Below are 16,595 nucleotides of genomic sequence, written 5' to 3' on the forward strand. Positions count from 1 at the left end.
CGGGAGGCCGGATGCGTCAGGGCGTCCAGTCTCCGGCGGCGACCACGACCAGCCCGTCGGCCGCGGCCGCCGAGACCTCGAAGAAGCGCACCGCCGGACCGGACACCTCGGGATGTGCCTCGACCAGCTGCAGCGCGGACTGCCGCTGGGCCTCGTTCCCCTCGGTGAAGTACACGGTGGTCACCGCGACGTCGGTGCCCGGGTAGGGCCCCGTCTCGAGCGTGGGCCAGCCGCCCTCGCCGAGCACGTCGGCGATGTCGCCGGCCAGGCCGGTGACGTCGGTGGAGTTGAGGACGCTGACCGGCACCCGCACCGGCGTGGCCGGCGCCTGGTCCACCGGTGGCAGCGGCTCGGCGCTCAGCGGCGGCAGCGCGGCACTGGTCGGCAGCGGCGCGGAGGTGGTGGGCACCGCGGCACGGCCGTCGTCGGAGGCCTCCTGGGTCTCCGGGGAGGCGAAGGAGTACACGCCGAGCACCAGCAGGGCGACCACCACGACGGCCACCAGTGCACCCACCCCGCGTCGGCGGGTCGGGCGCGGCTCGTCCTCCTCCGTGCCGGGGACGGTCACCCGGACGTGCTTGACGCCGTTGCGCTTGTCCTCGCGGCGTCGCTCCTCCTCGGCGGCCCGGCGCTCGGCGCGCAGCGCGGCCCGGCCACCCACCACCCCGGTCTGCGATCCGCTGGTGGGACCGGTCGACCTGGGCCGTTCGCCCCGGCCCTGGTCGGGGAGGCCGGAACCGCGACCGCCGGAGAACCGGTCGTCCGCGGGAGCGTCCACCTCGTGCGGGCCGGCGTCGGGCACCTCCGTGGCGGGGGCCGCGAGAGCCGGGACCTCGGTGGGCGGGACGACGGTCTCGGGCGCCGCGACCCGGTCGCGGACGATCTCCCGGTCGGGGATGGCGGTCGTCGCCGGTGCCGCCCCCGAGCCCGACGGCCGGGTCCAGTCGCGGTAGGCCGGGTTCCCGTTGGGAACGGCGGGGGACGGCGCCACGGGGGCGCGGGAGGCCTTGCCGGGACGCTGGCCGACGGTGGGGACGACGGTCGCCGGCGCGTCGGCGGGCGGCGCCTCGTCCAGCCAGGCGCGGTCCCACGACGGGGAGGACACGTCGGGCAGCGGCGCGGACGGGTGCTCGGTCGGCGCCGGCGCGGGCACCGCCTGGAACGGGGCCATGGTGGTCCGCGGCCCGGCCGACGCCGCGGGCTGCGCGGCGGGAGCGGCTGCCCGGGCGGACGCCGCGGGCTGCGCGGCGGGAGCGGCTGCCCGGGTGGATGCCCCGGCGACCGCCGGGGCGGCCACGGGGCGGGCCCGGGAGGGTGCCGGGGGCTCGACCGGCCGCGGTCGGCCGGCAGGCGGCGCGGCTGCGGTGGCCACCGCCGGCGTGGGCCCCGCAGGTGGTGCCGCTGCCGGGCGGCCCGGCGCGGACGGGCGGGCCGCCGCGGGAGGCGCGGGCGGGCCCAGGCGGGGCGGACGACCGGGGTCGATCCCGGCCTCGAGCAGGCCGTCGCGACGCCGGTCGGCCCGGCTGCGGGCCGGCGAGGTGGGGTGGTCGTCCGGGTCCTCGGCGGCGTCGACCCGCGGCGGCAGCGCCGCGTCGGTACGGCGACGGTTCAGCGGAGCCGAGGGGTTCCCCCGGTCGCGTCCGTCACCGCCTGGTGCGTCATGCCTCCCCACAGTGGTCGAGGCTAGACAACACGGTTGTCATTTCCCAGCAGGTGCGACGAACGACGCTGCCCGCGCGCGGCGCGCAGCCGTCGAAGACGCCGCACGAGCAGGGGGTCGACCGCCAGTGCCGCCGGCCGGTCGACCAGCGCGTTCAGCGCCTGGTAGTACCGGGTCGGAGCGAGCTCGAAGCGCTCGCGGATGGCCGTCTCCTTGGCCCCGGCGTGGCGCCACCACTGCCGCTCGAAGGCGAGCATCTCGAGCTCGCGCTCGGTCAGGACGGGGCCGGGGTGCTGGAGAGCCGCCTCGGCCGCCGGTGCGGCGGGCTCGGGCGGGACCACCTCGCCCCCCGGCGGGGAGACCGCGGAGGCTGGATCGGACTGCATCGGACGTCCTTCGGTTCTGCGCGCCCGGGAAGTGGCGCGACACCCGCGACGCTAGTCCGGGGTACCGACGATCTGGAGCCCGTCAGACCGGCTCGGGCACCGTGTCGGCAGCCCGCCGGCGGGCACCGGCGCGGGCGTTGCGCAGGCTGTCGAGGCTGAACACCGCCAGCGCCACCCAGACGATGACGAAGCCGGCCAGCCGGGCCGGGGGCATCGGCTCGGAGAAGACGAAGACGCCGACGGCGAGCTGCAGCAGCGGGGTCACGTACTGCAGGAGCCCCATCGTCGACAGCGGCACCCGGCGACTGGCCGCGGCGAAGAGCAGCAGCGGGACCGCGGTCGCGATGCCGGTGCTCATCAGCAGCAGCAGGTGGCCGACGCCCTCGCTGCCCGCCGTCCCCTCGCCGCGCCCCTCCAGGAGCACGAGGAAGACCGCGGCGGGGATCACCAGGACCGCGGTCTCGACGAACAACCCCGGTGCCGCCTCCACCCGGACGAGCTTCTTCATCAGGCCGTAGAAGCCGAAGCTGGCCGCCAGGGCGAGGGCGATCCAGGGCGGCCGGCCGTGGTCGACGGTCAGCACCACGACCGCGACGGTGGCGATGCCCACCGCCGTCCACTGCATCGGCCGCAGCCGCTCGGCGAAGAAGACGACGCCCAGCAGGACGCTGACCAGCGGGTTGATGAAGTAGCCGAGCGAGGCCTCCACCACGTGGCCGGAGTTGACGGCCACGACGTAGACCAGCCAGTTGACCGCGATCAGGACGGCGGCCACGGCCAGGACGAGCAGGGCGCGCCGGTCGGCCACCACCGGCGGCACCGACCGCCACCGCCGGATCACCGTCAGCAGCAGGGCGACGAAGACGACCGACCACACCACCCGGTGGGCGACGATCTCCAGGCCCCCGGCGGGCTCGAGCTGGCGGAAGTAGAGCGGGAAGACGCCCCAGAGGAGGTAGGCCCCGAGGCCGCACAGCACCCCGAGCCGGCCTTCCTGCACCGTCGAACCGTACGCCCGGCCGGGGCGGGTCGTGAGCCGGGCTCACGACCTGCCGGTCAGGCGGTCTGGATGTAGTCGACCAGCTGCGCCCGCTCCTGCTCCAGCTCGTCGAGCCGGGCCTTGACGACGTCGCCGATCGAGACGATGCCGATCATGCGGCCGTCCTCGACCACGGGGACGTGCCGGATGCGGTGGTCGGTCATCGTGCGCGCCAGGTCGTGCACCGAGGCGGTGGCGACGCAGGTCCGCACGTCGGGGGTCATGACCGCCGACACCGGCTCCTCGAGCAGCGCCGCGCCCCGCTCGGGCAGCGCCCGGACGACGTCCCGCTCGGTGACGATGCCCTCGATCGTCCGCCCGTCCGGAGAGACGACGAGGGCGCCGATCCCCTTCTCGGCGAGCAGTGCGAGGACGGCCGCGACGGTGGCCTCGCGGTCGATCGTGGCCACCTCCTGGCCCTTGCGGCGGAGCAGCTGGGCGATCTGCACGGGATCTCCTCGGGATGCAGTGACGGCGAGGAGTGTGCTCGCGGTCACATCTGCGTGGCAATGGCGCTGCCGCGGTTCACCCGGGAGGCCTACCGTCGAGGCGTGCGCACGAAGCAGACCGCGCAGCCGGCCCCGCCCCGGCCCGGGCCCCTCCGGTGGCTCCGCTACGCCCTCGGCGGCGGGCTGCCCGAGCGGTTCTCGCCGTGGGTGCTGGCCGACACGACCGAGCGCGGGTGGATCCGCAGGCACATCGCGCGGGCGGTGGTGCAGATGCTGCCCCTCGTGGCGCTGTGCCTCGCCGTCCCGGTGCCGTGGGCCTACCGGGTCTCGGCGGCCGCCGGCGGGCTGTTCATCGGCCTGACCTTCTCGATGGCGTTCATGGTGGAGACCACCGAGCACCGGGTGGCCAAGGCGGGATACCCGGCGGGGACGGCGGCCGCGCTGCGCGAGGAGCGGACGGAGCGCGAGCGGGTGGAGCGCCGGGCGCCGCACCGGGTGGACGGCGCGGGCAGCTTCGACTGACCGGGAGAGCCGACGAGGGGACTCGAACCCCTAACCGCCTGATTACAAGTCAGGTGCGCTACCAATTGCGCCACGTCGGCGGGACGCGGGAGCCCGCGCCGACCCCCAGGATAGGGACACGGCAGCGACGACCCGTGCCGTCGCCGCGGTCCCCTCCCCCGGGGGAGGGCTCAGACGGCGTCGGTGCCGGCCGCGCCCGCGCGGAGGTAGCGCGCCGGGTCGGTGGCCGAGAGCGGACCGGCGGCCAGCCAGCGGGCGAAGCCGGCCGGGTCGCGCCGCTCGAGCTCGTCGAGCACGGCCTCCCGGCGACGGACGATCGCCGCCCGGGACCGCGGGTCCAGCGTCAGCCCCAGCGCCGCCGACGTCGACACCCACTCCTGGGCCAGCGCCTCGATGCGCAGCGCGGCCAGCGGACCGCCGGACGCCGGGGTGCCGGCGACGTTGCCGGTGACGACGGCGGCCGGGCGGGCGGGCGGCGTCGCGGGAGGCGCCTGACGGGCAGGTGCGGCCGGCGTGGCCGAGGACGGCGGCACGACGCGCGTCGGCTTCGCGGCCGGCCGCGTGCGCGCCAGCCAGACCGCGAGACCGGCCACTCCGGCTCCTGCCCCCACGAGCGTGGTCACCAGCGCACCGGCGATCGCGGCGACCCCGGCCAGCACCAGCAGTACGCCGATCGTCCACGCCGCCGTCTGCCAGGTGGCTTCCAGCGTGGCCCGCAGGTCGTCGTCCGAGGCCTCGCGGGCGATGCCCGCCGCCAGAGCGCCGGTGACGACGGCGGCCAGCCCCACGGCCAGCAGCCCGGCCGGGCGGAGGGACAACCCGCCCACGAGAGCGATCGCTCCGACCACGAGGAACGCGGCACAGGCGAGGCAACGGACGAGCAGACCGCGGGACGACACGGGACGGCCTCCGGAACGAGCGGGTCGGGCAGGGGCGGCGCCACCGGGAGTGTGGCCCGCGGCGGGGCTCTACCCACCCCCCGGCCGCGCCCACACCGCACCGGCGGCGTGTCGGTGCCCCGGCGTGTCGTCCCAGGGAGCTCACAGCCGCCGTCCAGCCGGGTCCGAGGCCGCGAGCCGACCGTGGTCCCCGGAGCAGCGAACCGGCTGCACCGGAGGAGGAGACCGAGATGGACCAGCAGGACCCCCGGGCCGGGACCGGCAACGGACCCCAGCACCCAGCAGCACCGCAGCAGCCAGGAGCGCAGCCCGGAACGCAGGGACACGTGCCGCCGGCGTGGTCGCCCCCGGCTCCCCCCACCCCGCCCGCGCAGGTCTGGCACACCGCCCCTGCCCCCGCCGCCGGCCCGTTCCTGACGGCACCGGCCGCGCCGGCCCGCCGGTCCGGGCGGCTGCGGATCGGCGTCGCCGGACTGGTCGCCGGTGCCCTGATCGGTGGTGGCGCCGGAGCCGGCGTCGCCACCCTGGCCGACGACGGCGGGAGCTCCGGCGGTTCGACCCCCGTGGCCGCCCAGGCGGTGACGATCACCGACCCGGAGAACGCCACCGCGGTGACGGCGGCCGCCGCCAAGGCCACGCCCAGCGTCGTGACCGTCTACGTCAGCAGCGGCTCGTCCAGTGGCAGCGGCTCGGGCGTCGTCCTCACCGACGACGGCTACGTCGTGACCAACAACCACGTGGTCACCCTCGACAGCAGCACCACGACCGCGCAGGTGCAGGTGCGCACCTCCGACGGCACCCTCTACGACGCCACGGTCGTCGGCACCGACCCGACGTCCGACCTCGCCGTGATCAAGCTGGACGGCGCGAGCGACCTCACGCCGGCCACGTTCGCCGACTCCGACGACGTGCAGGTGGGCGACCTCGCGGTGGCCATCGGCGCCCCGCTCGGGCTCTCCGACACGGTGACCGACGGGATCGTCAGCGCCACCGACCGCGCCGTCGCCACCGGCTCGACGCAGGACGACGCCACCGTGATCGACGCGCTGCAGACCGACGCCGCGATCAACCCGGGCAACTCCGGCGGCGCGCTGGTCGACGCGGCCGGTCAGGTGATCGGGATCAACAGCGCCATCGCCACCGTGGCCTCGGGCGGCCCGGGTTCGTCGGGGCAGAGCGGCAACATCGGCGTCGGCTTCGCGATCCCGAGCAACACCGCGCAGCGGATCGCCGAGGAGATCATCGCCGACGGGTCGGCCGACACCGCCTACCTCGGGGTGAGCGCCCGCACCGCCGGCGAGGGCGAGGTCGGCACCGGCGCGCAGGTCGTGCAGGTGCAGCCGGGCTCCCCGGCGGCGGAGGCGGGCCTGTCGGCCGGCGACGTGATCACCGCGGTCGGCGACCGGCCGATCACCACGTCGACCGAGCTGACCGCGGCCGTGCGCAGCTACGCGCCCGACCAGAAGGTCTCCCTGACCGTCCAGCGGGACGGCGAGACCCGCACCGTCGACGTGTCCCTGGCGACCGCCACCAAGTGACCGCGGGCGCGGAGACCGGGCGGGGTGCCTAGGCTCGGAGACGATGCCGGCACCCCGCCCGACCGCGCCCCTCGCGGGCTCGCTCGACGACCCCCAGCGGGCCCGGGACCTCTCCCGGATGAAGCGGCTGGCGACCGGCCTGTTCCTGGTCGCCGCCGCGGTCTTCCTCGCCTGCGTCCTGATCGGGGAGGACGCCGGGGCCTGGGTCGGCTACGTGCGGGCCACCGCCGAGGCCTCGATGGTCGGCGCGCTGGCCGACTGGTTCGCCGTCACCGCCCTGTTCCGGCACCCGTTGCGGCTGCCGATCCCGCACACCGCGATCATCCCGCGCAAGAAGGACCAGATCGGCGCCAGCCTCGGCGCCTTCGTGCAGGAGAACTTCCTCACCCGCACCGTCGTCGAGGAGAAGCTGGCCACCGTCGACGTCCCCGGCCGGCTGGGCGCGTTCCTCGCCGCCCCCGGCCGGGCCGAGCGCCTCGCCGGGGACGCCGCGGCCGCGCTGTCGGGCGTGACCGACCTGCTCCGCGACGAGGACATCCAGCCCGCCGTCGCCGCGCTGGTCGACCGCAAGCTGCACGAGACCCCCGCCGCCCCGGTCCTGGCCCGGGTGCTGGAGCTCGTCGTCGACGGCGACCGGCACCAGGAGGTGCTGTCGGCCGCGCTGCGCTACATGGCGCGATTCCTCGAGGAGAACCGCGTCGTGTTCCGGGCCCAGCTCGGTGACGCCTCCCCGGCCTGGGTGCCGGACTGGGTCGACGACCGGATCTTCACCCGCGCGTTCGCCGGCCTCCAGGAGTTCCTGGAAGAGGTCGGCGCCGACCGGCACCACGAGCTGCGCCGGGTCTACGACGCGCGGCTGCGGGCCTACGTGCACGCGCTGCGGACCGACGAGGCGACGGCGGCACGGGTCGAGGAGTTCAAGAAGGACCTGCTGGAGCACCCGGCGATCCGGACCTGGTCGGCGTCGCTGTGGACCAACGCCAAGGACGCCTTCCTGGCCGCGGCGGCCGATCCCGACTCGGCGCTGCGCGCGCGGGTGACCACCCTCATCCGCGACGGCGCCCAGCTGCTGCAGACCGATCCGTCGGCGCGCGAGCTCGTGCAGCGGCAGACCCGGCGCGCGGTCGGGTACCTCGTCGAGCGGTTCTCCGGCGACCTCGCCGACGTCGTCGGCAGCACGGTCGCGCGGTGGGACACCGAGGAGACCAGCCGGCGGATCGAGCTCCAGGTGGGCCGGGACCTGCAGTTCATCCGGATCAACGGCACCGTCGTCGGCGGGCTCGCCGGCCTGGTGATCTACACCGTCGCCCAGCTACTGAGCTAGCGCCGCGAGCCGCCGCTCGAGGAAGCGGCGCTCGGCCGGGTCCTCGGTGAGCTCCAGGGCCCGCCGGTACGCGGTCGCGGCGTCGGCGTCGGCACCCAGGCGGCGCAGGAGGTCGGCCCGCGTGGCGTGCAGGTAGCGGTACTCCTCGAGGCCGAGGGAGTCCACCAGCCGCAGGGCGGCCTCCGGGCCCTCGGTCTCGGCAACGGCGACCGCGCGGTTCAGCTCGACCACGGGTGAGCCGGTGACCTCGCCCAGCCGGCGGTACAGCGCCTCGATCCGGACCCAGTCGACCGGGTCCTCGGTGTGCAGGACGGCGAGGGCGGCCTGCAGCACGTACGGGCCACTGCCCCCGAGTGCGACGGCCCGGTCGAGGACGGCGCGGCCGCGGGCGAGCTCCGCAGCGTCCCACCGGGACCGGTCCTGGTCGGCCAGGAGCACCACGTCGCCGTCGACGACCCGGGCGTCGCGCCGGGAGTCGTTGACCAGCATGAGCGCCAGGAGACCGTGCACCTCCGGATCGGTGGGCAGCAGGTCGGCGAGCGCGGTGCCCAGCCAGAGCGCCTCCGCGGCCAACTCACCCCGGCCCCCGTACCCCTCGTTGAACACGAGGTAGACCACCGCGAGGACGGCGGCGAGCCGGTCGGGCAGCTGGTCGGGGCCGGGCACCCGGAACGGGATCCCGGCGGTGCGGATCTTGCGCTTGGCCCGGACCAGCCGCTGGGCCATCGTCGCCGGCGGCACGAGGAACGCCCGGGCGATCTCCTCGGTGGTCAGCCCGCCCAGGGCGCGCAGCGTCAGCGCGACCTGGGCGTCCACGGCGAGGGCCGGGTGGCAGCAGGTGAAGAACAGCTCCAGCCGCTCGTCGCGGAACGTCGCCGGCTCCGGCGGGGGCGGCTCGTCGGGCACCTGCATCGTCGCCACCTTCGAGGCCAGCACGCGCTCGCGCCGGATCCGGTCCACGGCCCGGTTGCGCGCGGTCGTGATCAGCCAGGCGCGGGAGCTGGCCGGCGTCCCCTCGCGCGGCCAGCGCTCGGCGGCGGTGGTGAACGCCTCCTGGGCGGCCTCCTCGGCGAGGTCGAGATCGCCGAGGAAGCCGGCCAGGGACGCCACCACGACACCCCAGTGCTCGCGGAAGGCGCCGTCGAGCCCAGCCGGACCGGTCACCAGTAGGTCTGGACCGGCCGGATCTCGATGGCGCCGCCAAGCCGGGCGGCCGGCACCTTGGCCGCCACCGCGATGGCCGCGTCCAGGTCGTCGGCCTCGACGACGAACCAGCCGCCGATCGCCTCCTTCGTCGAGACGAACGGCCCGTCGGTGACCAGCGGGCGGCCGTCGGCCACCCGCACCGTCGTCGCGTCCTCCGGCAGGCCCAGCGGCAGCCCGGGGGTCATGCCGGGCGTCTGGTTGAGCTCCCCGTACTCGGCGTAGACGCGCTGCTGCTCCTCGGCCGGCATCGCCTCCCACTCGGGGCTGCCGGGCAGCGGGGTCGAGCCCTGGTAGATGAGACCCACGTACTTCACGTCGTCCTCCTGGTCGCTGGTGCGGACTGTCGTGAAGGAGACGAACGGCGACAGCTCCGATCGACACCCTGCCGGAGGAACTTCCTGCGGCGACCGCTACGCGAGCCGGAAACCGCTCCACTCGAAGCCGGGACTGACCACACAGCTGACCAGCACCTCGTCGTGCACCGGCTCGGTGGACTGCTCCAGGCCGGCCGGCACGAGCACCTGCGGCTGCTCCGGCCCGAGCACCAGCCGCTCCTCCCCCACCCGCAGCGCCAGCGTGCCGGTGCCGTGCCAGAGCCACAGCTCGTCGGCGTCCACCACGTGCGGCGCGGACCGCTCACCGGGCGCGAGCAGGAAGAGGATCGCCGTGGCAGCCGGCCGGCCGCCGTCGAGGAGCGCCGGCGAGGCCCACGTCCGCCGGAACCAGCCCCCCTCGGGATGCGGCTGCAGTCCGAGGCGACGAGCTGTCGGGTTCGGTGGCGGGCCCGGAGGGTCCCCGCCGGGCAGGACGGAGGGGCTCATCGGCTCAGGGGGACGGCACCTGGCCGCGGTGCGGTCCGGAGGACCGCGATGTCATCGTCACCGCCGTGCGGCCGCCGCGGCGTAGAGGGCGATGCCGGCGGCGACGCTGACGTTGAGCGACTCGGTCTCCCGGGTGATCGGGATGCGGACGACGACGTCGCAGCGCTCCCGCACCAGCCGCGACAGGCCGGTGCCCTCCGCGCCGACGACGAGCGCCACCGGGTCGGCGAAGCCGTCGTAGTCGTGCAGGTCGACGTCGCCGTCCCCGGCCAGGCCCACGGTCTGCAGGCCGGCGTCCTGGTAGGAGCCCAGGGCGCGGGCGAGGTTGACCGCGCGGGCCACCGGCAGGCGGGCCGCGGCACCCGCGCTGGTCCGCCAGGCCGACGCCGTCATGCCCACCGCCCGTCGCTGCGGCACGACCACGCCGTGCGCGTCGAACGCCGCGGCCGAGCGGACGACGGCGCCGAGGTTGCGCGGGTCGGTGACGCCGTCCATCGCGACCAGCAGGGGCGGCCGGCCGGAGTTCCGGGCCAGGTCCAGCAGGTCGTCCGGGTGCGCGTAGTCGTACGGCGGCACCTGCAGCCCGATGCCCTGGTGCAGCGCGAAGTTCGACATCCGGTCGAACTCGGCCTTGCCGACCTCGAGCAGCGGCAGCCCGCGGTCGGCGGCCAGCGTGAGCGCCTCGGTGATCCGCTCGTCGGTGCGACCGGCGTCGGTCACCACGTACAGCGCCGTGGCCGGGATCGCCGCGCGCAGCGCCTCCACGACGGGGTTGCGGCCCAGCAGCAGCTCCGGTGCCTCCTCGGCGCGCTGGCGGCTGCGGTCGCGTTCGGTGCGCCGCCGGGCCTCGGCCTGCGCCTTGCGCTGCGCGGGGTGGCCGTAACGCTCCGCGGCGGGCGGGGTGGCGCCCCGACCGACGAGCGAGCGGCGGTTCTTGCCGCCGGTCCCGGCGCTGGCGGTCTTCTTGCCGGCGCCGGTGGACCGGCCTCGGCGCTGACTGTTGCCGGCCATCAGCGGCTCAGCTCCCATCGGGGTCCTGCCGGGGTGTCCTCGACCTGCACGCCGAGAGCGGTGAGCTGGTCGCGGACCGCGTCGGCGGTGGCGAAGTCCTTGCGGGCGCGAGCAGCCTGCCGCTGCTCCAGCGCCAGGCGCACGAGGCCGTCGGTGACCTCGGCGAGCTGGCCGTCGGAGCTCCCCCCGGCGGCCCAGCGCGGGTCGAGCGGGTCCAGCCCGAGGACGTCGAGCATGGCCCGGACGGCGCCCAGCGCGGCCGCCGTCGCCTCGTCGTCCCCCCGGTCCAGGGCGCTGTTGCCCTCGTGCACGGTGTCGTGGACGACGCCCACCGCGGCCGAGGTGCGCAGGTCGTCGTCCATGGCGGCGTCGAACGCCGGCACCCGCTCGCCGGGGGCGACGACGCCGACCCGCTCGACCGCCCGCTTCACGAACGACTCGATCCGCCGGTAGGCGACCCCGGCCTCCTGGAGGGCGGCGTCGGTGAACTCGATCGTCGAGCGGTAGTGCGGGGTGACCAGGTAGTAGCGCAGCTCGACCGGGCGCACCCGCGTGACGACCTCGTCGACCAGCGCGGTGTTGCCCATCGACTTGCTCATCTTCTCGCCGCCGAGGGTCACCCAGCCGTTGTGCACCCAGTACCGGGCGAAGGCGTCACCGGCGGCCCGGGACTGGGCCTGCTCGTTCTCGTGGTGCGGGAAGCGCAGGTCCAGACCGCCGCCGTGGATGTCGAACTCCGCACCGAGGTACTTCCCGGCCATCGCCGAGCACTCCAGGTGCCAGCCGGGCCGGCCGCGGCCCCACGGCGTCGACCAGGCCGCCGTCTCCGGCTCGCCGGGCTTCTCGGCCTTCCAGAGCGCGAAGTCCCGCGGGTCGTGCTTGCGCTCGTCGGTCTCGGTGTCGGCCGCCGGCTGGAGGTCGTCGAGCCGCTGGCCGGTGAGGGCGCCGTACTCCGGGAACGAGCGGACGTCGAAGTACACGTCGCCGTCGAGGGCGTAGGCGTGCCCGCGGTCGATCAGCCGCTGCATCAGCTCGACCATCTCCGGCACGTGCCCCGTGGCCCGCGGCTCGTAGGTCGGCGGCTCGACGCCGAGGACGTCGTAGGCGCGGGTGCAGGCGAGCTCGTTCTCGTAGGCCCACGCCCACCACGGCACGTCGTTGGCCGCGGCCTTGGCCAGGATCTTGTCGTCGATGTCGGTGACGTTCCGGACCAGGGTCACCCGGTACCCGGTGGCGGTCAGCCAGCGGCGGAGGACGTCGAAGTTCAGGGCGGCCCGGACGTGCCCGACGTGCGGCGGCCCCTGCACGGTGAGGCCGCAGACGTACATGGAGACCTCGCCGGCCCGGAGGGGCTCGAACGCGCGGACCGCACGGGCGGCGGTGTCGTGGAGGCGGAGGCTCACCGCGGGGAGTCTACGGAGCCCGGGCGGGTGCTCCTGACCACCAGGGCGGTGGCCATCGCCGCACGGCCCTCACCGCGGCCGACCAGGCCCAGCCCGTCGGTCGTCGTCGCCGTGACGCTCACCGGTGCGCCCAGCGCCTCCGACAGCGCCGCCTCGGCCTCGGCCCGGCGGGGGCCGAGCTTCGGCGTGGGCGCGATCAGCTGCACCGCGGCGTTGCCCACCCGCCAGCCGGCCTCGGCGAGCACCTCGCGGACGTGCTCGAGGACGGCCACCCCGCGGGCACCGGCCCACCGGGGGTCGTCGGTACCGAGCAGGCCGCCGATGTCGCCGAGCCCGGCCGCGGAGAGCACGGCGTCGGTGAGCGCGTGGGCGACGACGTCGCCGTCGGAGTGCCCGGCGCAGCCGTCGACGCCCGGCCACTCCAGCCCGGCCAGCCAGCAGGCGCGGCCGCTCTCGACCGGGTGCACGTCGACCCCGGAGCCGACCCGCGGCAGCTCGGTGCTCATCGCTGCACCTGCAGTTCCGCGAGCGCCAGGTCGTGGGCGACGGTCACCTTGGCGGCCCGCTCGTCCCCCGCGACGGTGCGCACGGGAACGCCCAGGGCGCGGACGACGGCGGCGTCGTCGGTCAGCTCTTCGCCGAGCGGCAGCGCTCGGTACGCCTCGGCCAGGACCACGCGGGAGAAGCCCTGCGGGGTCTGCACGCGGCGCAGCGTGGCGCGGTCGGGGGCGGCGGTGACGACGCCGTCGGCGTCCACCACCACCGTGGTGTCGACGACCGGCAGCACCGGCACCACGGCCGGGGCCCCGGCGGCCAGCGCCTCGAGCACGCGGACGACCACGCCGGGCGGGGTCAGCGGGCGGGCGGCGTCGTGCACGAGGACGGCGGCCGCGCCCGGGTCGCTGGCGTCCAGCGCCGCGCGGACCGACGCGGTGCGGGTGTCCCCGCCGTCGACCAGGGTGGCCGTGCCCCGCAGCACGGTGGCGAAGGCCTCCCGCTCGGCGGGCGGGACGGCGACGACGACCTCGTCGACCCCGCCGTCGAGCAGCGTGGCCACGGCCCAGACCACCAGCGGCCGACCGCCGAGCGGGACGAGCGCCTTCGGACGGTCCGCCCCCAGACGCAGACCACTCCCGGCCGCTGCGACGATGCCGACAGCGGACACGGGAGTGGTCTGGGTGGTCTTACGACGAGCGCGGGACGGCGCTCAGCTGGCGAGGACCTCGTCGAGGAGGATCTCGGCCTTGTCCTCGTTGGTGCCCTCGGCGAGCGCGAGCTCGCTGACGAGGATCTGACGCGCCTTGGAGAGCATCCGCTTCTCGCCGGCGGACAGCCCACGGTCCTTGTCGCGGCGCCACAGGTCACGCACGACCTCGGCCACCTTGTTGACGTCGCCGGAGGCCAGCTTCTCGAGGTTGGCCTTGTACCGGCGGGACCAGTTGGTCGGCTCCTCGGTGTGTGGGGCGCGCAGGACCTCGAAGACCTTGTCCAGCCCCTCTTGACCGACGACGTCACGGACGCCGACGATCTCTGCGTTGTCGGCCGGTACGCGCACCGTGAGGTCGCCCTGGGCGACCTTCAGCACGAGGTAGGCCTTCTCGACGCCCTTGATGGTGCGCTGCTCGATCGCCTCGATCAATGCCGCACCGTGGTGCGGGTAGACGACGGTCTCGCCGACAGTGAAGCCCATGTGGATGTGACCCCTTTCGCTGTCCCCAGCCTACCACGGCAGACTGCATCCAGGGCTGGCCCGAGATCGCCAAAGGTGCAGGTCAGAGGGCACCTCGTACGCCTGGGAGGGGTTGACACCGGCATGGTCGATGTGCCTGCGGAGCCCCTGCGGAGGACCCCGTCCGCACGCGCGCTGGTGCTGGCCACGCACCCCGGCCCGGCCGCCGCCGTCACCGTGGTGGCGACCCTCCTCGCCGTGGCCGCCGACGTGCCGGCGGGGCGGGTGGTGCTGGTGTGCCTGGCCGTCCTCGCAGGTCAGGTGTCCATCGGGTGGAGCAACGACTGGCTCGACGCCGACCGCGACCGGGCCGTGGCCCGCGTCGACAAGCCCGTCGTGCAGGGCGCGGTGAGCCCCTCGGTGCTGCGCTCGGCGGCCCTCGTCAGCGTCGTCCTCGCCGTCGTCCTGTCCCTGCTGCTGGGCCTCGCCCCGGGCCTGCTGCTGCTGGCGCTCGTGGCCAGCGGATGGGCCTACAACGCCGGCCTCAAGCGGACCCCGGCGTCCGTCGTGCCGTACGTGACCGGGTTCGGACTCCTGCCGGCCGGCGTCGTCGCGGCGGCCCCGGGCACCCCGGCCGCGCCATGGTGGCTGGTGGCCGCCGGCGGGGCGCTGGGCGCCGCGGCGCACCTGGCCAACGTCGCCCCCGACCTCGAGGACGACCTCGCGACCGGCGTGCGCGGGCTGCCCCACCGGATGGGCGCGGCGACGTCGGCCGTCACCGGTGCGGTGCTGCTGTTCGCCGCCTCGCTGGTGCTCGTGTTCGGTCCCGACGGCCCACCGACTCCGGCCGGGTGGGCCGCCCTGTGCCTCGCGGTGCCCGCCGTCGTCGTGGCGGCCCTGTCCGGGACCGAGCGGTTCCGGCGGCTGGCCTTCCCCGCGGTGATGCTCCTGACGGTGCTCGACGTCGTCCTGCTGCTGGCCGGTGGGGCCGCGCTCACCTGAGCGCGGCCCCACCGCCGGATCAGCGCGGGCCGCCGCCGTTGCCCCGGTTGCCGCCGTTGCCGTTGCCATTGCCGTTCCCGTTGCCACTGCCGCTGTTGCCGTTGCCGTGGCCGCCGGAGTTCCCGTGTCCGCCGGCCGAGCCGGTGCTGCTGGACCCGGTCGGCGCGGGCACCGGCTCGGCCGTGCCCTCGATGTCGGTCTCGTCGGTCGGGACGACCGGCTCCTGGACCGGCGCCTGCGCGACCGGCTCCGCGGCGACGGGGGGCGCGGCGAGGGCCTGGCAGTCCGCGACGGTCGGCTTGTTCGGCTTGTCCTGGCGGGCCTGCGCGAAGCAGCTGACGACCTCGCCGCGCACCAGACCGACGTTCGCGCCGGCGCTGACCCACTGGCTGAAGGTCTGGGTGCCCTGCGGGCCCAACGCCCACGACTCCGCCGTGAGCGGCGGCACGTCGCCCGGGCCCTCGGCCGTCGGGTCCTCGCCGTCGACCTGCTCCTGCTCGGAGCCGTCCGACTCGTCGCCCGTCGCGTCGTCCTGGTCGGTCGCGTCGTCCGTGCTGTCGCCGGAGGTGTCGGTCGCGGTGTCGTCGACGGTGTCGGTCGGGGTGTCGTCGGTCGCGGTGTCGCCGGCCTCGGCGACGCCGGTGTCGCCGGGGAGGGGCAGCACGTCGGTGGCTGCGCCGGTCAGCGCCAGGGCGGCCACGGCACCTCCGGCGACGGACGCCTTGGCGACGGCGCCGGCTGCGGCGAACTTGGTGACGAGGGCGGTGAGGATCATGCGGGGTCTCTTCCGTGAGCTCCGGGCGGATCGCCCGACCGTCCGGGTGGACGCGTCGGGGAGGAGACCGGTCGCCAGGAGCTCGGCCAGGGCCGCGTTCGGCCGTCCGGGCGCGGTGGCCTCGGACCGGACCGCGTCGGTGAACGCGGTCAGGTGCCGGGCACCCGCGGGTACCGGACGGCCGGCGAGGGCTGCCTCGAAGGCGTCCTCGGCGGCTCGGGCGTCGGCTGGCGTGGTCATCTCACTCCCGTCATCGCCGGGCGGGCCCGTAGGGGTGCGCCGGCCGTCCGGACGTCCCCCGACGGGGTGACGCCGACGGGGTCCAGCTCCTCCCGCAGGCGGCGCAGGCCGCGCCGCTGGAGCGCCTTGACCGAGCCGACCGAGCGGCCCAGCGCCGAGGCGACCTGCTCCACCGTGAGGTCGGCGAGGACGCGCATCAGCAGGACCGAGCGCTGGTCGGCGGGCAGCCCGGCGCACAGCCGGTGCACCGTCTCGGTGCCCAGCCGGTCCAGGACGTCGTCCTCCACGTCCCCACCGGCGGTGTCGGGCACGAGTTCGTCGCCGCCGTCGGCCAGCTGCGGACGGCGGCCGCGCCGCCGCCAGTCGTCGACCAGCCGCCGGTGGGCGATGGTGAACACCCACGACCGCAGGCCCTGCTCGTCGCCGGCGAACCCGGCCAGGCCGCGGAAGACGTCGAGGAAGGTCTCGCTGGCCAGGTCGTCGGGGTCGGGGGCGCCGTGCAACCGCAGGTAGCCGGTGACGGCCGGCGCCAGGTCGCGGTAGAGCACCTCGAACGCCCACGCGGCGCCCGCCCGGGCCGCCGCGAGCACGTCGTCGAAGACCGGTCCGGTCGTCATCCCACCTCCGCCGTCTCCCCCGTGCGGGAAGGGC

19 protein-coding genes and 1 tRNA gene are annotated in these 16,595 nt (G+C 75.8%); 4 read left to right on the forward strand and 16 right to left on the reverse strand.

Annotation, left to right across the window (positions count from 1 at the left end; translation table 11 throughout):
• Nucleotides 1-16 precede the first annotated feature (16 nt).
• The 4 genes from N555_RS0108075 to N555_RS0108090 all read right to left on the reverse strand — a co-directional run bounded on the left by N555_RS0108075 (nucleotide 17) and on the right by N555_RS0108090 (nucleotide 3,534).
• Nucleotides 17-1,171: a LytR C-terminal domain-containing protein gene (locus N555_RS0108075; RefSeq protein WP_197028932.1), complete on the reverse strand. Its 1,155-nt coding sequence runs from the start codon at nucleotides 1,169-1,171 to the stop codon at nucleotides 17-19.
• 512 nt (nucleotides 1,172-1,683) lie between these two features.
• Nucleotides 1,684-2,046, reverse strand: a complete 363-nt coding sequence (locus N555_RS0108080; RefSeq protein ID WP_029430987.1) for a DUF3263 domain-containing protein — start codon at nucleotides 2,044-2,046, stop codon at nucleotides 1,684-1,686.
• A gap of 82 nt (nucleotides 2,047-2,128) precedes the next feature.
• Nucleotides 2,129-3,046 carry an EamA family transporter RarD gene (gene rarD, locus N555_RS0108085; protein ID WP_029430988.1) on the reverse strand — a complete coding sequence of 306 codons (918 nt, stop codon included), beginning with the start codon at nucleotides 3,044-3,046 and terminating at the stop codon, nucleotides 2,129-2,131.
• A 56-nt stretch (nucleotides 3,047-3,102) separates the two neighbouring features.
• Entirely contained in the window at nucleotides 3,103-3,534 is a 432-nt protein-coding gene (locus N555_RS0108090) for a CBS domain-containing protein (RefSeq protein WP_029430989.1), read from the reverse strand.
• Nucleotides 3,535-3,636: 102 nt separating this feature from the next.
• Here N555_RS0108090 and N555_RS25735 point away from each other — a divergent pair, with 102 nt between their 5' ends.
• On the forward strand, nucleotides 3,637-4,056 hold the full coding sequence (locus tag N555_RS25735) for a DUF5313 family protein (RefSeq protein ID WP_051683894.1): 420 nt from the start codon (nucleotides 3,637-3,639) through the stop codon (nucleotides 4,054-4,056).
• 7 nt (nucleotides 4,057-4,063) lie between these two features.
• Here N555_RS25735 and N555_RS0108100 read toward each other — a convergent pair.
• Together N555_RS0108100 and N555_RS0108105 are read right to left on the reverse strand one after the other, a co-directional pair.
• A tRNA-Thr gene (locus N555_RS0108100) sits at nucleotides 4,064-4,136 on the reverse strand.
• 90 nt (nucleotides 4,137-4,226) lie between these two features.
• On the reverse strand, nucleotides 4,227-4,955 hold the full coding sequence (locus N555_RS0108105) for a hypothetical protein (protein ID WP_029430991.1): 729 nt from the start codon (nucleotides 4,953-4,955) through the stop codon (nucleotides 4,227-4,229).
• A 230-nt stretch (nucleotides 4,956-5,185) separates the two neighbouring features.
• Between N555_RS0108105 and N555_RS25740 the strand changes: the two genes are divergently transcribed.
• Complete coding sequence (locus N555_RS25740; protein WP_081866067.1) at nucleotides 5,186-6,493, forward strand: S1C family serine protease; 1,308 nt, start codon at nucleotides 5,186-5,188, stop codon at nucleotides 6,491-6,493.
• 43 nt (nucleotides 6,494-6,536) lie between these two features.
• Complete coding sequence (locus N555_RS0108115; RefSeq protein WP_029430993.1) at nucleotides 6,537-7,817, forward strand: DUF445 domain-containing protein; 1,281 nt, start codon at nucleotides 6,537-6,539, stop codon at nucleotides 7,815-7,817.
• Here N555_RS0108115 and N555_RS0108120 read toward each other — a convergent pair.
• The 8 genes from N555_RS0108120 to N555_RS0108155 form a co-directional block, all read right to left on the reverse strand.
• Complete coding sequence (locus tag N555_RS0108120) at nucleotides 7,806-8,981, reverse strand: RNA polymerase sigma factor (RefSeq protein WP_197028933.1); 1,176 nt, start codon at nucleotides 8,979-8,981, stop codon at nucleotides 7,806-7,808. The two genes, N555_RS0108115 and N555_RS0108120, sit on opposite strands and share 12 nt — an antisense overlap.
• Nucleotides 8,978-9,337: a YciI family protein gene (locus tag N555_RS0108125; protein WP_029430995.1), complete on the reverse strand. Its 360-nt coding sequence runs from the start codon at nucleotides 9,335-9,337 to the stop codon at nucleotides 8,978-8,980. Before N555_RS0108125 ends, N555_RS0108120 begins: the two co-directional genes overlap by 4 nt.
• Before the next feature lie 96 nt (nucleotides 9,338-9,433).
• Nucleotides 9,434-9,844, reverse strand: coding sequence for a cupin domain-containing protein (locus N555_RS0108130; protein WP_029430996.1), 411 nt, complete (start codon nucleotides 9,842-9,844; stop codon nucleotides 9,434-9,436).
• A 57-nt stretch (nucleotides 9,845-9,901) separates the two neighbouring features.
• Nucleotides 9,902-10,873, reverse strand: coding sequence for a 23S rRNA (guanosine(2251)-2'-O)-methyltransferase RlmB (gene rlmB, locus N555_RS0108135; RefSeq protein WP_231502650.1), 972 nt, complete (start codon nucleotides 10,871-10,873; stop codon nucleotides 9,902-9,904).
• Entirely contained in the window at nucleotides 10,855-12,258 is a 1,404-nt protein-coding gene (gene cysS / locus N555_RS0108140; protein ID WP_029430998.1) for a cysteine--tRNA ligase, read from the reverse strand. The genes rlmB and cysS overlap by 19 nt, the downstream gene beginning before the upstream one ends.
• The gene (ispF, locus tag N555_RS0108145) at nucleotides 12,255-12,764 is read right to left on the reverse strand and encodes a 2-C-methyl-D-erythritol 2,4-cyclodiphosphate synthase (RefSeq protein WP_029430999.1); all 510 of its coding nucleotides are present in this window, start codon (nucleotides 12,762-12,764) and stop codon (nucleotides 12,255-12,257) included. The genes cysS and ispF overlap by 4 nt, the downstream gene beginning before the upstream one ends.
• Entirely contained in the window at nucleotides 12,761-13,423 is a 663-nt protein-coding gene (gene ispD / locus N555_RS0108150; RefSeq protein WP_034509352.1) for a 2-C-methyl-D-erythritol 4-phosphate cytidylyltransferase, read from the reverse strand. The genes ispF and ispD overlap by 4 nt, the downstream gene beginning before the upstream one ends.
• Nucleotides 13,424-13,465: 42 nt before the next feature.
• Complete coding sequence (locus N555_RS0108155; protein ID WP_029431001.1) at nucleotides 13,466-13,948, reverse strand: CarD family transcriptional regulator; 483 nt, start codon at nucleotides 13,946-13,948, stop codon at nucleotides 13,466-13,468.
• Nucleotides 13,949-14,071: 123 nt separating this feature from the next.
• On the opposite strand from N555_RS0108155, the gene N555_RS0108160 reads away from it, so the two are divergent.
• Complete coding sequence (locus N555_RS0108160) at nucleotides 14,072-14,929, forward strand: UbiA family prenyltransferase (RefSeq protein WP_051683843.1); 858 nt, start codon at nucleotides 14,072-14,074, stop codon at nucleotides 14,927-14,929.
• A gap of 19 nt (nucleotides 14,930-14,948) precedes the next feature.
• Here N555_RS0108160 and N555_RS0108165 read toward each other — a convergent pair whose 3' ends face one another.
• Both N555_RS0108165 and N555_RS0108170 read right to left on the reverse strand, forming a co-directional pair.
• Nucleotides 14,949-15,944: a hypothetical protein gene (locus N555_RS0108165; protein ID WP_029431003.1), complete on the reverse strand. Its 996-nt coding sequence runs from the start codon at nucleotides 15,942-15,944 to the stop codon at nucleotides 14,949-14,951.
• Nucleotides 15,941-16,561, reverse strand: coding sequence for an RNA polymerase sigma factor (locus N555_RS0108170; protein ID WP_051683844.1), 621 nt, complete (start codon nucleotides 16,559-16,561; stop codon nucleotides 15,941-15,943). The genes N555_RS0108165 and N555_RS0108170 overlap by 4 nt, the downstream gene beginning before the upstream one ends.
• Nucleotides 16,562-16,595 lie beyond the last annotated feature (34 nt).

Source organism: Blastococcus sp. URHD0036 (assembly GCF_000701365.1).
GTDB lineage: Bacteria > Actinomycetota > Actinomycetes > Mycobacteriales > Geodermatophilaceae > Trujillonella.